This window comes from Anaerococcus sp. HMSC068A02, assembly GCF_001811125.1.
Classification (GTDB): domain Bacteria; phylum Bacillota; class Clostridia; order Tissierellales; family Peptoniphilaceae; genus Anaerococcus; species Anaerococcus vaginalis_C.
Genome location: NZ_KV803756.1, coordinates 1 through 15576, shown reverse-complemented (window position 1 = coordinate 15576; position 15576 = coordinate 1). Strand labels below are relative to the sequence as shown.

15 protein-coding genes are annotated in these 15576 nt (G+C 28.3%); all 15 read left to right on the top strand.

Translation table 11 applies throughout. The features are described from left to right. Nucleotides 1–206: 206 nt before the first annotated feature. Entirely contained in the window at nt 207–707 is a 501-nt protein-coding gene (locus tag HMPREF2782_RS04570) for a GNAT family N-acetyltransferase (protein WP_070641202.1), read from the top strand. 340 nt (nt 708–1047) lie between these two features. Next, nucleotides 1048–1476, top strand: a complete 429-nt coding sequence (locus tag HMPREF2782_RS04565) for an ArsR/SmtB family transcription factor (protein ID WP_070641198.1) — start codon at nt 1048–1050, stop codon at nt 1474–1476. Nucleotides 1477–1550: 74 nt separating this feature from the next. Further along, complete coding sequence (locus HMPREF2782_RS04560) at nt 1551–2795, top strand: MFS transporter (protein ID WP_070641196.1); 1245 nt, start codon at nt 1551–1553, stop codon at nt 2793–2795. Between the two features lie 298 nt (nt 2796–3093). Further along, nucleotides 3094–3369 (top strand): hypothetical protein, encoded by a 276-nt coding sequence (locus HMPREF2782_RS04555; protein WP_070641194.1) that lies wholly within the window; start codon nt 3094–3096, stop codon nt 3367–3369. A gap of 85 nt (nt 3370–3454) precedes the next feature. Then, a complete protein-coding gene (locus tag HMPREF2782_RS04550) occupies nt 3455–4129 on the top strand; it encodes an LptM family lipoprotein (RefSeq protein WP_070641192.1) in 675 nt (224 codons plus the stop codon). Between the two features lie 82 nt (nt 4130–4211). Next, nucleotides 4212–4979, top strand: a complete 768-nt coding sequence (locus HMPREF2782_RS04545; protein ID WP_070641190.1) for a hypothetical protein — start codon at nt 4212–4214, stop codon at nt 4977–4979. Nucleotides 4980–5047: 68 nt separating this feature from the next. Further along, on the top strand, nt 5048–5434 hold the full coding sequence (locus HMPREF2782_RS04540) for a hypothetical protein (RefSeq protein WP_083304895.1): 387 nt from the start codon (nt 5048–5050) through the stop codon (nt 5432–5434). A gap of 60 nt (nt 5435–5494) precedes the next feature. Continuing rightward, nucleotides 5495–5977 carry an InlB B-repeat-containing protein gene (locus HMPREF2782_RS04535; RefSeq protein WP_070641186.1) on the top strand — a complete coding sequence of 161 codons (483 nt, stop codon included), beginning with the start codon at nt 5495–5497 and terminating at the stop codon, nt 5975–5977. A 197-nt stretch (nt 5978–6174) separates the two neighbouring features. Next, a complete protein-coding gene (locus tag HMPREF2782_RS04530) occupies nt 6175–7128 on the top strand; it encodes a DnaJ C-terminal domain-containing protein (protein ID WP_070641184.1) in 954 nt (317 codons plus the stop codon). Between the two features lie 12 nt (nt 7129–7140). Next, a complete protein-coding gene (clpB, locus tag HMPREF2782_RS04525) occupies nt 7141–9720 on the top strand; it encodes an ATP-dependent chaperone ClpB (protein ID WP_070641182.1) in 2580 nt (859 codons plus the stop codon). A 245-nt stretch (nt 9721–9965) separates the two neighbouring features. Then, nucleotides 9966–12086 carry an anaerobic ribonucleoside-triphosphate reductase gene (gene nrdD / locus HMPREF2782_RS04520; protein ID WP_070641180.1) on the top strand — a complete coding sequence of 707 codons (2121 nt, stop codon included), beginning with the start codon at nt 9966–9968 and terminating at the stop codon, nt 12084–12086. A 40-nt stretch (nt 12087–12126) separates the two neighbouring features. Continuing rightward, entirely contained in the window at nt 12127–12627 is a 501-nt protein-coding gene (gene nrdG, locus HMPREF2782_RS04515) for an anaerobic ribonucleoside-triphosphate reductase activating protein (protein ID WP_070641179.1), read from the top strand. 27 nt (nt 12628–12654) lie between these two features. Beyond that, nucleotides 12655–13242 carry a LemA family protein gene (locus HMPREF2782_RS04510; RefSeq protein WP_070641177.1) on the top strand — a complete coding sequence of 196 codons (588 nt, stop codon included), beginning with the start codon at nt 12655–12657 and terminating at the stop codon, nt 13240–13242. A gap of 7 nt (nt 13243–13249) precedes the next feature. Further along, the gene (locus HMPREF2782_RS04505; protein WP_070641175.1) at nt 13250–14056 is read left to right on the top strand and encodes a TPM domain-containing protein; all 807 of its coding nucleotides are present in this window, start codon (nt 13250–13252) and stop codon (nt 14054–14056) included. Between the two features lie 186 nt (nt 14057–14242). Further along, a partial coding sequence (locus tag HMPREF2782_RS04500) for a GA module-containing protein (RefSeq protein ID WP_148130025.1) occupies nt 14243–15576 on the top strand: 1334 nt, incomplete at its 3' end.

The window sequence follows — 15576 nt, the reverse complement described above, 5'->3', positions numbered from 1 at the left end:
AACAGCTCTTTTATGGGCTGTTTTTTCTGTGCCTAAGAATGATATAATAAATCATAAGATGAGTAGTAATTGATATGTTCCCACATACGAGGGTTTTGAAAAATATTAAACATTATCCATACTGACCGCTCAAGCCATGTGGAAAGTGTTGTGGAATTGACGAGAAGATAATTGACATTTAAAAAGGAAGAATTCAAGGTGATAAAATGTTAACTATAAAAAATATGAGTAAAACTTATAATGTTGAAAAACTTACAGAAAATGATATTGAAACCATATACAGATTATGCCAAGGCAATAAGTTATATTATCGTTACTGCCAGGCAGAGATAAGTAGGGAACAAATCCTAAGCGACCTTTACTTAAAACCTGAAGGAGTAAATGAAAATAATAAATATTATTTAGGATTTTTCAAAGATGAACTTTTAGTTGCTGTTTTAGATATTTTAAATGGCTATCCAGACGAAGAAACCTGTTTTATTGGCTTTTTTATGGTAAATATTTTATATCAAGGTCAAGGTATCGGATCTGAAATTATTGGAAGTGTTTTAGATTATGTTAAAAAAATAGGAAAAATAAAAGTTCGCCTAGGCATTGACAAAGGAAATCCTCAGTCAAAAGCTTTTTGGAAAAAGAATGGATTTAATCTTATCAAAGAAGTAGAAAGATTAGGCGGAACAATTTTACTTGCAGAAAAAATACTTTAGTAGGTATTAATTAATTTAGATAAATAGATATATTATTTTTTAGAGGACTAAGTTTATAAATCAATGTTAAATTATATATTAATAAAATTTTAAAATAATATATTTATTCAAATGATTATGTAAAGTGAATGAGAAATTTTTGTTATAAGATATTAATTTTCAATAATTAAACATTTATCTACTAATAAATTATTAAACAATTTAACAGGAATTTGAAAACAACTCTTAGGTTTTATAAATCTAAGGGTTGTTTTTTGATGATAAAATTTAACGTTAAAAAATATTTGACTGTCTAGTAAATTTAAGTTACAATTAAGAAAATAAGTTATGGAGGTGTATTTTGAAAGAAGTTCATGTTTTAAATTCATTAGAAGAAATTAATATTGTAAGCGATCCTTTAAGGCTTAAAATAATTATGACTTTGGGAACAAGTCCAAAAAATGCCCAAGATTTATCAGATGCCCTTGGCGTAAGTAGGTCTAAAATTCACTATCATTTAAAAATTTTAGAACAAAATAAAATTATAGAAGTAGTTGATACGGAACTTATAAATGGAATCACTCAAAAATATTTTTTGCCAGTGGCCAAGGCTTTTATTCCTAATAGCGAAATATTTAATAAAAATTTAGAAGAGAAGGTATTTTCTTTTAAAATTTCTGGCAAATCTTATGAAGCATTTGAAAAAGACTTAAATGATTTAATAAAAAAATATAGTGAAGATGAAGATACCCAAGAAAGTTTTCAGGTACAAATTTATAAATTATCCTAAAACCAGTAAGTTAATCCTTACTGGTAAAAAAATATACAACTGTCAAATAAATCAAAACGTTAAATATAAGGAGAATGTTAAAAATGATTAAAAATAAAGATTTTTATGTCCTGCTCTTGGGACGACTAATAACAAATTTTGGAGATAGCCTTTATGCTATTGCATCGACTCTTCTAATTTATAAAATGAGTGGATCTACAATTTATTCGGGCCTTACTCTTTTTCTTACCTCTTCAACAGCAATAGTTCAATTATTATTAAGTCCAATTTTGGATAAAATTAATATGAAAAAATTTTTGATTTTATCTCAATTTTTTCAAGCAGTTTTAATTTTAATTATTCCATTTTTGTATAAATTTGGAAAATTGAGCGTCTATCATATTATGATAATAATGCCAATAATTTCTTTGATTAATCAACTTGTTTATCCAGGTCAAATATCTCTACTTCCAAAAATTTTATCTGAAAAAGAACTTGTTACAGGAAATTCTTTGATGACTATGGCTTATCAAGGATCAAATGCAATTTTTGATACTCTTGCAGGTTTTATAATTTCAATGTGTGGTTTTATGACAGCTTTTTTTGCTGATTCCATAAGTTTTATTTTGACTGGGATTTTATTTTGTTTTTTATCAAAAAAACTTAGCTATTCCCAAAAAAGAGAAGAAAAATCAAAAGAAAATCTAATAAAAAATCACTTCAAATCTCTTAAAGATGGGCTTGATTTGTTTAAAGATTCAAGAATTTTTGCCCTAGTTTTTGGAATAGTTTTTATTAACTTTTCAGCTACATCAATAAATGCAGTTTTACCAGCTTTTGCAAAAAATGAAATATTTTATAGTCTTATGCTTGCAGGAATGGGAGCAGGACTTTTACTTGGGTCATTATTTGCAGGATTTCCAAAACTAAAAGAAATATCTTTAGGAAAATTATATATTTATGGAATGATGATTGTAGCTTTAGCTTGGATTCTTTTTTCTAATTTTCAAAATAATATAAAAATAGGAGTAGTTTTGTATGGGCTTGGTTGGTTTGTTGTAGGAGTCGTAAATGTTTATGCTCAAACTATGGTTCAAATAATAGTTCCAAGTGAAAAAATAGGTTCTGCTATGGGGGCTATGGTTGGAATATCTACTTTTATGGCACCATTAGGAGGCTTATTTGGTGGATTTTTAGGAGAATATTTATCAAGTTCAAAGGCTATATTTATTGGATCTTTCATTATATTTTTAGTAGCTATCTTTTGGGCTTTAAATAAAAATATTAGAAAATTGCCTTCAGTTAATGAATTTAACAAAGTTTTAGAAAAAATTAATTAAAAGCAAAGCCTTATTTTCATACTGATATAATGACATTCTATTTACTATGCACAAATTTAATAATATAATGAATCAAAAGAGATAAGAACGTGGCTACAACTAATTTAAACAGAAGGACAGATAAATATATAAAAAAGTAGCTTATAAAACTTACTAATAGGTTTAAAAATATCTAAAAATTTGCAAAAAACAAGAAAAAATGAGTATGTACGGATAATTGGCTCTATGCTTTTTAGTATAAAGTGTGGGTGTAAATATTCTAATGAGAAGAAAAAAATAGAAAATTAAGGAGAAAGTTATGTGGTTAATTTTTGGAATAAGTGCCATAATATTTGCACTATTAAATGTTATGGCAACAATAAAAAATAAAAATGCACAAGGATATAGATTTTTGAGTTTGTCTTTAACAGCTTTAACAGTATGCGCATTATATTTTGATGGAGCTAGTCGTGTAATCAAAGAAGACTGGGCATCTCTTATGGACATTATGCCTACAATGAGCAAAGCATTATGGGTTCTAGTTATATTGTCTATAGCTATAAACTCTGTATCTATTTTAAAAAGAAATGACTAAAGGAAAATTGATTTTAAACCAATAATGATTTTACAAAAATAATATTTTGAAATTTTGGATTAACGATAAAAAATAAGGATAAAATATGAAAAAAATTATACTAGGATTGGTAACTGTTATATTAATATCTCTATTTAGTGGCTGTGGTCTAAAAAGAGATGAAGATAATCCTTTGTCAGGAAAAGATACTGACCAAAGAATTCTTATGTGTTTGAATAAAGCTTATCCAGAACATAATTTTAAAGCTGTTAAATCATTTGATAGACAAAAAAATGAGGGAATATTTGAAGATGAAAATGGTATAAAGTTTAAGGTTAGGGATTTGATATATGATAATATATATCACTTTGCCTGCAGAGATGAATACCTTGCTACGATTTTGAAAAAAGAAGATTTTTTTGATAAAGCAAAACAAATTATAGAAGATAAATACGGTCAAAAATTTATATATGATGAAAGCGTTATGGCTATAGAAATTATTTATGATGAGAATAACAAAATAACAACAGATAAGATAAGTCAAATGATTATTGAAGTTTTAAATATAGCAAAGACTCCAAAATTTATATATCCAGACAATCAAGAGTTTTCAACAGGAGTTGTCAATTATTACACATTGCCAGCTCTAGGTGTCCTTCAATGTTATCTTGAAAAAAATCAAATTGGAGAAACAGAATTATTTTATTTTTCTGATAATTCTATGGATAAGGCTTTAATTAATGAAAAAATAGATAAATTATATGAATCTGTGGATGAGTAAATAGAAGAATAACCTATATTTTAGATAGGAAACTGATAGAAAAGCTGTAAATAAAAAATATATTCGAAAGGAAGTATTTACAATGGGACTTGATGTATATGCTGGTACTTTAATTCGCTATTATATGAATAATTGGAAAACTGTTATTCAACAATTTGCTGAAGATAATGGATTGAAATATGAAACTATAAGAGTTCAAGATGAAAATGGAGAAGATGACGAAGAGCTTTCTTTAGAAGAAACTAAAGAAATTGTTCTTGAATGGAAAAAAGCTATTGAAAAAGGTTTAGAAATAAATTCTAAATCGATATGGAATGAGGATTACGATACTACTCCCTATTATACAGACAAACCAGATTGGGATGCTTTAAACGCATTATTACTTTATATTGCTTCAAAATATACTCACAAAGACTTGCCAAAAACAATGGAAAAAAATATTGATATTTATAAAGATCCTATTGTATTAGAATTTCTTCAAACAAAGGATTTTCGCCTATCCTTATTTGATGGAAATGGTTGGTGGCTACCTATTGATAGGGACATAATGTTTGATTATTATTTGCCAAATTCAGAAAAAAGTGTTTTAGCAACAAGCCGTTTGCTTCTTGATGAATTGAATGTATATAATTCTTTTGAATGGAAGGCTGATAGGGATACTATAATTTCATGGGGCAAAACAGAAGGCTATCCTGTTGATAAAATTTATAGCAAAGAAAAAGGAATAGAAAAAGTTTGTGAAAAGAAAATTTATAATACTGAATCTTTAGCAAAATTTGCCTTTTCCATTTTGTGGCAAGCAGCAGAATTTTCGCTTGAACATGGAGTTGTTATAATTTTTGATTATTAGATTATAATTAAGTTTGTAAAGTTATTTTGTAGAAATTTTTGTATTAATAAAAAATGGAGATATTAAAAATGGTATTATTTGATAAGTTAAAATTTAATAAAAAAGCCAAAGCATTAGATGAAAAATTTCCATTTTACGATAATCCAAATACGGCAGTAATTACTTGTTCTCATATAATAGATAAAGAAAATCCTATTTTATATGTAAGTCATGACGCTGATGATGGAATGTGGCAATTTTTATGTGGAAAAGAACACGAAATAGAAGATTCTAAAATAATATCTTTAAAAGAAATGTACGAAATAGATAAGTCAATAGGCATTTTAAAAGATATGGCGTGTGGTTATTATGCACAAAGAAAAAATAAAGATGATGAATGGATAATAAAAAACATAATAATTAAATCTTTAGATGAAATTAGTTTAGATTTAAAAATATTAAATAGCTTTCAATAATTTTGACAATATAAAAACTCATTCTAAATTACATACAACAAATTTGAATTCAAATAAGGTATGTGGTATTTAGACGAAGGACTTATTAATAAATTTAGTCAAATAAAAATTGAAAAAGATACATCGGTTTATGCTAAATGGATTGCAAAAATACCTCCTGTTGTAACTGAAGAATTTACAATTACAATAGATCCTAATGGAGGAAATTGGAATGGCGATACAAAAGCAAAAATTATGAAAATTAAAAAAGGCGCTTATATCACACTTCCACAAGCACCTAGCAAAAAAGGTTATACATTTTTGTATTGGAAAGGTTCAAACTACAAACCAGGAGATAAATATAAAGTAGAAAAAGATCACACTTTTGTAGCTCAATGGAAAAAGAATGAAATAAAAATTAGTGCAAACAATAATTCAAAAACAAAAGCAAAAAATTCTCCAAAAACAGGAGTTAATTCAATTGCATTTGTAAGTATAATATTAATACTTATTTCAAGTTTAGGACTTTTTGTAATAGGAAAAAAACAAAAAATAAATAAATAATTATTTAAAAATAACAAAAAATTTTGGAGATAGGATGAAAATTCTATCTCTTTTTTTAAAGATTTTTTTATTGACAAAAATATTTTTCAAAAATTTAATCGTTATAAAAAAAATACTTTTTATTATTCTTGAAATCAAATCAAAACTTAGTATAGTAAGATTAAGGTCAAAGATGGTCAGAAATTGATGGAGGTTTTATGAAATATCAAGATTATTATGAAATATTAGGTGTAGATAAAAAAGCGAATGCTGATGAAATTAAAAAGGCTTATAGAAAGCTTGCAAAAAAATACCACCCTGACCTTCATCCTGATGATAAAGAAGCCAGCAAAAAATTTGCAAAAATAAATGAAGCTTACGAAGTTTTATCTGATGAAAATAAGAGAAAACAATACGATATGTTTGGACAAAGTGGAAACTTTAGTCAAGGTCAAAATTTTGACCCATCTCAGTATGGTTTTTCAGATATTTTTTCAAATTTTGGAGCTGGAAATGGATCTTATACCTACACAAGTAGTACAGGAGGATCCTCTGGATTTTCAGATTTTTTTGAAACTTTGTTTGGTGGAGGAAGATCATCTTCAAGAACTTCTTCAACAAATTTTGGAGGATTCGGTTCAAGCTTTAAAAATGGTTTTACCAAAAATAAAAAATCAAAAATTAAAGCCAAGGTTAATATATCACTAGATGAAGCAATGAGTGGCGTATCTAGAACGCTTAAAATTAAAGATAAAGAAACAAATTCTATTAAAGAAATAAATATAAATGTTCCAAGCGGAATGACAAGTGGCAAAAAATTAAAAATTGATGGTTCAAAATATAATTTGAATGCTGATATTTATGTGACAGTAGAAATTGAGGAAGATTCAACTTACAGGCTTGATGGGCTTGATATTATTAAAAAGGAAAGAATTTCTCCTTGGGATGCCTATTTTGGCGAAAAAATTACTGTCGACACTCCAAATGGAAAATTTAAAATAAATATTCCAGAAAAAATTGAAGCTGGAAACAAAATTAGGATTAAAGGTAAGGGATATAAGGATTTAAAAGGAAAAATTGGAGATCTTTATATAGAAATTCTTATCGACAATCCAAAAAATTTAAGTGAAGATCAAATTGACCTATATAAAAAATTAAAGGAAATAAATTAGGGGGATAGGATTATGGATTTTAACAAATTTACTCAAAAATCAACAGAAGCTATTAATGAAGCAAGTCAATTAGCAATCAAAAATGCCAACCCAGAAGTTGGCATCATCCACCTAGCTTACGCCTTGATAGAAGATTCAGATTCTTTCGTAAGCCAAGTTTTAGCTAATATGGGCTTGTACAAAAAAGTACTTAACAAGATGGAAGAAAAAATGGAAAATTTGCCAAGCCAATCAGGTTCTGCAAATATTTATCCAAATACAATTTTTCAAAGAGTTTTATTAAAAAGTGAAGATTGTGCAAAGAAAATGGGAGATTCTTTTATCTCAACAGAACACATTTTCTTAACTATTTTAAATGAAAATACCGAATTAAGTGATTATTTTAAGGAGATTGGTTTAAGCGCTAAAAATTTCTCAAATGAGCTTGAAAAGGTCAGAAAAGGTCAAAAAATTACTAACGATAATCCAGAAGAAACAAACAATCCTTTGGAAAAATATGGTAGAAATTTGACAAAAGAAGCAAGAGAAGGAAAAATCGATCCAGTTATTGGACGTGATAGTGAAATTAGAAATTGCCAAAGAATTCTTTCAAGAAGAAAGAAAAATAATCCTGTTTTAATTGGTAAACCAGGTGTTGGTAAAACTGCAATTGTCGAAGGTCTTGCTCAAAGAATTGTAAATAAAGATGTGCCAGAACCACTTCAAGGAAGAACAATATTCGCCCTTGATATGGCAAGCTTAGTTGCAGGAGCAAAATACAGGGGACAATTTGAAGAAAGATTGAAGTCAGTCATTGATGAAGTAAAAAAATCTGATGGACAAATAATTATGTTTATCGACGAGCTTCATACAATTGTTGGGGCTGGTAAAACAGAAGGTTCAATGGACGCTTCAAATATAATGAAACCAATGCTTGCGCGTGGAGAAATTAAAGTAATTGGTGCAACAACTTTAAATGAATATAGAGAAAATATTGAAAAAGATGGAGCCCTTGAAAGAAGATTCCAAAAAGTTTTGGTAGATGAGCCAAGTGTAGAAGATACTATTTCAATTCTAAGAGGAATCAAGGATAAATATGAAATTTATCATGGAATAAGAATTCAAGATCAAGCAGTAATTGCGGCGGCAGAGCTTTCAAATAGATATATAACTGATAGATTTTTGCCAGATAAGGCAATAGATTTGATGGATGAGGCTTGTGCAACTGTAAGAACTGAAATTGATACAATGCCAGAATATTTGGATGAGGAAAAAAGAAGGATTTTACAAGTTCAAATAGAAATTGCAGCCCTTAAAAAAGAAGATGACGAAAAGAGTAAGAAAAGATTAGAAACATTGGAAAAAGAATTGGCAGATGCTAATGAAAGATACAAGGCTGATTTTAATAAATGGAAAAGCCAAAAAGATTCAATAAATTCTGTAAAAGATATAAAAGAAGAAATTGACAAGGTAAAAGTTGAAATCGAAAAAGCTGAAAGAAATTACGATTTTGAAAAATTATCTGAGCTAAAATATGGAAAACTTACAGAACTTGAAAATAAATTAAAGGAAAAAGAAAAAGACCAAAAAGATAATTCTTCTATAAAAGAAGAAGTTACTGATGAAGACATTGCTGATGTAGTTTCAAATTGGACAAATATTCCTGTAAATAAACTTGTAGAAAGTGAAAGAAGTAAGATTTTGGGACTTTCTGACAAGTTGCACGAAAGAGTTATTGGACAAGATGAAGCAGTTGATAGTGTATCAGATGCAATAATAAGGGCAAGATCTGGACTAAAAGATATAAATAAACCAATAGGTTCATTTATTTTCCTTGGACCAACAGGAGTTGGTAAAACTGAGCTTGCAAAATCACTTGCAGAAGCCATGTTTGATAGCGAAAAAAATATGATTAGAATTGATATGTCAGAATATATGGAAAAATATTCTGTATCAAGATTAATCGGTGCAGCTCCAGGTTATGTTGGTTACGAAGAAGGTGGACAATTGACAGAAGCTGTAAGACGCAATCCTTATTCAGTAATTTTATTTGATGAAATTGAAAAAGCTCATCCTGATGTTTTTAATATTTTATTACAAGTTTTGGATGACGGAAGACTTACAGATAGTCAAGGAAGAACTGTTAATTTTAAAAATACAATTATAATTATGACATCAAACATTGGTTCAACTTATTTGATAGATGTACTAAAAGAAGATGGAAGTATTGATGAAGAAAACAGAAAACTTGTCGATTCATCTTTAAGAAATTCTTTTAAACCAGAATTTTTAAACAGAATTGATGATATTGTTATGTTTAAACCATTAACATCAGATCAAATATATAAAATTATTGATCTACAAATTGCAGATATTTCAAAAAGACTTGAAAGTCGTGAAATTACAATTGAACTTAGCAAGAAGGCTCACGAATATATTTTAGATAAATCCTACGACGTTGAATATGGTGCAAGACCAATTAAAAGATTCTTGCAAGCAAATATTGAAACAAATCTAGGAAGAAAAATTATCGAAGGAAATATTATGGAAGGCGATCATGTCATAATAGATTTAGATAAAAATAATGAATTAGAATATCAAGTTAAAAATTAAGAATAAATATAAAAAGAGAAAATTTCTTTTTGAGATTTTCTCTTTTTATTTTGTTTAAATTACCAGAAAAAATATTTTTTTTAAATAAAATTTTCAATTATATTTATTCAACGAAGTATTTAAAAGCCCAATAAATTTTAAAAAATATGCAGGTAAAAAAACCTAAAACACACAAGATGTTGTGGCTCTTGTTTTAATATATCTATATATGGTATACTATAAGAGTATTAAAAAAGGAGTGCAAAATGGTTAAAGTTGTTAAAAGAAATGGTCAAAAGGTGGATTTTGACAAAGAAAAAATAAAAATAGCTATAGAAAAAGCTATGAATTCTCCAAATGGTGTATATATAAAAAATCAAGCAGAACAAATAGCAGATGAAATTGAAAAAAGAGCAGAAAATAAAAGAGAAATTTCAATTTATCAAATCGAAGATCAAGTTTATTATAAATTAATCGATAAAAAAAATCCTGCAACAGCAAAATCATACGAAGCTTATAGGTCAGTCCATGCTTATAAAAGAGAAGCAAACACAACAGATGATGATATAATAGGTCTACTTGAAAGAACAAATATTGATGTAATGGATGAAAATTCCAATAAAAATCCATTGATTGCATCAACTCAAAGAGATTTGATAGCAGGAGAAGTGTCAAAAGATTTGGCAAAAAGAAAATTAATTGACGCAGACCTTGTAGAGGCTCACGAAGATGGAGCAATCCATATCCACGATCTTGATTATTTGATTCAACCAATTTTTAATTGTTGTTTGGTAAATATGAAAGATATGTTAGATAACGGAACAGTTATAAATGGAAAGACAATTGAAACGCCCAAATCTTTTCAAGTAGCTTGTAATGTTATGACTCAAATTATTGCCCAAATCGCCTCAAACCAATACGGCGGTCAATCAATAAATATTTCATGTCTTTCAAAATATTTGGAAGTTTCCTACAATAAAAATTATAAGTTAGCAAAAGAAATTTTATCAAATGAAGATGAGATAAAGGCAATGGCTAAAAAATTAACTCAAAGAGATTTGGAATCTGGTATTCAAACAATCCAATACCAAATTAATACCCTTATGACATCAAACGGCCAAGCACCTTTTGTGACTTTGTTTATGCACACAGATGAAAATGATCCATACTTGGACCAAACCGTAAGAATAATTGAAGAAATTTTAAAACAAAGATTACAAGGAATAAAAAACGAAGCTGGAGTTTATGTAACACCAGCTTTCCCAAAATTAATCTATGTTTTGGATGAAAATAATATAAAAAAAGAAAGCAAATATTACTACTTAACAGAATTATCTATAAAATGTACAGCAAAAAGAATGTATCCTGATTATATTTCAGCCAAAAAAATGAGAGAAAATTACGAAGGAAATGTATTTTCTCCAATGGGATGCAGGGCATTTTTGCCACCATACAAGGATGAAAATGGAAATTATAAATTTGACGGCAGATTTAATATTGGAGTTTGCACAATCAATCTCCCACAAATTGGAATTCTTGCAAAAAATGATGAAGAAAAATTCTTTGAAATTTTAAATAAGAGAATGGATCTTGTAAAAAGAGTTGGAATTTTAAGATATGAACATTTAAAAAATGTAACAAGCGATTCATCTCCAATTCATTTCCAACACGGAGCAATAGCAAGACTTAAACCTCATCAAAGAATAGAACCACTTTTAAAAAATGCTTACGCAACAGTTACAATTGGATATATTGGAATTTATGAAGCAAGCAAACTTGTAAAAGGTGTAAGTCATACAAGCAAAGAAGGCAAAAAATTTGCTTTAAAAATAATGAATTTATTAAATGAAAAAAAACAAGAATGGATAAAAGAAACAGGACTTCAATTTGCAGTTTATGGAACACCAGCAGAAAATCTTACAAATAGGTTTGCCTCAATCGATAGAAAAAGATTTGGCGATATTAAAGATGTAACCGACAAGGGTTATTATACAAATTCTTTCCATGTTGATGTAAGAGAAAATATATCAGCTTTTGAAAAATTTGATTTTGAATCAGAATTTCAAGACCTATCATCAGGAGGATGTATTTCCTATGTAGAAATTCCAAATATGGCAAACAATTTAAAAGCTCTTGGAACAATCGTTGAATATATTTATAACCATATCCAATACGCAGAATTTAATACAAAATCTGACTATTGTGCAGAATGTAGCTATGATGGAGAAATGCTTTTAAATGATGACAACGAATGGTATTGTCCACAATGTGGCAATAAAGACAGAGCAAAACTAACTGTCGTAAGAAGAACTTGCGGATATTTGGGAGAAAATTTCTGGAATGAAGGAAGAACCAAAGAAATAAAAGCAAGAGTTTTGCATATATAATAAAAAGTCTACGGTAGTAGACTTTTTTTATGGAGGATTTATGAGATACGGGCAAATTAGAAAATATGATGTGGCAAATGGGCCTGGGATTAGGACTTCATTTTTTGTCACAGGCTGTCATGCAAATTGCAAAAATTGTTTTAATAAAGAATATATGAACCCAAATTTTGGAAATTTGTGGACAGATGAACAAACTCAAGAAATTATTTCATATTTAAAAGAAGATGAAATAGAAGGTCTTACCATTTTGGGAGGAGAGCCTTTCGAATCGACAGAAGATTTGATTGAAATAGTAAAAAAAATTAGGGAAGAATCAGACAAGTCGATTTGGATTTTTTCGGGATTTTTGTATGAAATTTTAGTAAATATTGAAAATGCAAAAAAACTTTTATCAATGTGCGATGTTTTGGTGGATGGACTATTTGTTGAGGAATTAAAAGATTTAAGATTAAAATTTAAAGGTTCATCAAATCAAAGAACAATTGATATACAAAAATCTTTAAAAAATGAAAAAGTAATTCTTCTAGATGGGTATAATTAGAATAGAAATAAAATTTAGGAGGATTAAATGCAACTTAATAAAAAAAGAAAAGGAGTAGGTGGAATAGTTATAGCAATAATTGCAGTGATTGCTCTTGCTATAATTGTTTTAATACCTTCATATAACGGACTTGTAAAACAAAAAGAACAACTTGACGAATCCTATGCACAAGTTCAAAATGTTGTTCAAAGAAGAGCAGACTTGATTCCAAATCTTGTAAGCACAGTTAAAGGATATTCAAAACACGAAAAAGATACATTAACAGAAGTTACCAACGCAAGATCAGGAATCCAAAACGCAAAAGGCCCAAAAGAATTGGCTGAAGCAAATGAACAAATGTCCCAAGCTATAAGAAGTATCAATGTAGTTGCTGAGGCCTATCCAGATTTAAAGGCTGACAAGCAATTTACCCAACTAATGGATGAGCTTGCTGGAACAGAAAATAGAATTTCAGTAGAAAGAAAAAATTATAACTCAGAAGTAAAATCATACAATACAAAAGTCAAATCATTTCCTACAAGTATTTTTGCAAAAATGATGGGATTTGATAAGGCAGAATATTTTGAAGCTGACGCATCAGCCCAAGATGTTCCACAGGTAAATTTCGGTAGCTAGGTAGACTATGAGAAAAAGAAAGAATATAATAGTAACTATTTTATTTGCCTTTATTCTTCTTTTTCTACCTCAAAAATCTTTTGCAGATGATTTGCCACAATCGCCAAATACTTATTACTATGACGAACTCAATTTAATAAACCAAGAAACCAAAGACCATCTTACAAAAGTAAACAAAGAACTTGAACAAAAAACAGGAGCTCAAGTAATTTATGTTTCCCTAAAAGATGTAGAGGATCAGCCAATGCAAGTTGGAACAGATCTTTTAAATAAATGGAAAATTGGAGATAAAGAAAAAAATAATGGAGTTTTGATTTTAATTTCCCAAAGAAAAGGCCAAGATAAAAAAGATATTTCAATTATAACAGGCTATGGAATAGAGGGAAGATTAAACGATGGTAAGGTTGGAAGAATAATCGATGAATATATGCTAGATTATATGAGAGATGGAGATTTTTCCAAAGGAATTACAGAAGGATTCAATGCAATTGTTTCACAAATTGCAGAAGAATACCAAGTAGAATTGACTGGCGATTATGACGAATATGCTAATAGGCTAAGAGAAGATAAAGACGACGAAATAGATTTAAGAACATTAATAATAATATTTATAATTTTTATGATATTCTCAAGATTTTTTGGAAGGCGAGGAGGCTTTAGAAACGGAGGATATGGAGGCTTCGGCGGTGGCTTCGGAGGATTTTCAGGAGGATCTTTTGGAGGATTTTCCGGAAGCTCTGGAGGATTTTCTGGAGGAGGTTTCTCCGGTGGAGGAGGCTCATCTGGTGGCGGCGGAGCTAGCAGAGGAATATAAAATAAGTAAGCAAATAGAAAACTATTTGCTTATTTTTTTGCAAATTTTTTAAAATTTTAAAATTTTTAAATTCAAAATATCTAATTATTTTATTTATTAATAAAATTCTTATACTTTAAATATTTTTACTTGACTTTATATATATATATATAATGGTGACATACAAATAATATTAAGGAGTGTAATATGAAAAATAATAAAAAATTAGTGATGGGTTCAGTCATCGCTCTAGCACTATCAGTAGGTGTTATAGCACCTAATTTAACAAAAGCAGAAGAAGCTGCTTTGGAAACAAGTAAGTTAGAAATAAAAAATGAAGCTGACAATCAAATTAAAAAAGATGTACAAGCTGAGTTGAAAAAAGATGATACTAAAGAAGCTACAGGAAACAAAGCTGATAAAGAAGATATTGGAAAAATATTAGAAAAAAAAGATGATAAAAAAGAAGAAATTAAACCTGCAAATATTGCAAAAGTTAAAAAATTAGCACCTGTAACTCTAACTAATAATAAAAATGACGCTGAAGAATTACAAAAAGCTAAAGAATCAGCAAAGGCTAATATTAACGCTGCAGATTTAAGTGATTTTCAAAAAGCTCATTTTACACAAAAAGTAGACAATGCAGCTACAAAAGAAGAAGCAAAACAATATCAAATAGAAGCACAAGACTTAGCTAGTTATATAAGTGAAGTAAAATTAAGCTTACCAGATCTAAAAGAAGGTCAAGATATAAACGAAATTTTAAACTCATTCAACAAAGCTGTTGATAAAGCACAAGTTGATAAAGTTAAAAAATCAGTAGTAGATCCTGAAGGATTCAAAAAAGATGAAGAATTAGAAAATTTAAAAACACAAACAAAAGAAGAAATCGATAAATTAGATTTAAGTAAAGTACAAAAAGATAAATTTAAATCATTAGTAGATGAAGCAAAAGATAAAAAGGCAGTAAATAAAGTAAAAGAAGATGCACAAGAATTATTAGATGCAATAATTGATGCAAAACTTAATAAATTAGCACCAACTGATGATGAAGCAATAATGAAAAAAGCATCAGAAATGCTTGATAATGCTATGACAAAAGCAGAAGTTGAAGAAGTAGTTAATAAAATAAACAAAGAAGTAGAAGATAAAAAATCAGATCCAGAAAAAGAATTAAAAGAAATTAAAGAACAAGCAAAAGAAGAAATCGATAAATTAGATTTAAGTCAAGTACAAAAAAATCATTTCAAATCATTAATAGACAAAGCTAAAGACGAAAAAGCAGTAAATAAGGTAATAGAAGATGCTAAAGAATTATTAGATGCAATAATTGATGCAAAACTTAATAAATTAGCACCAACTGATGATGAAGCAATAATGAAAAAAGCATTAGAAATGCTTGACAATGCTTTAACAAAAGCAGAAGTAGAAGAAATAGTAAATAAAATAAACAAAGAAGTAGAAGCAGGAAAAGAAAAACCAAAAGAAGAAACAATAAAAGTGAACTTGATTTTTGCAGATGGTTCAAAGCAAACTGCTAC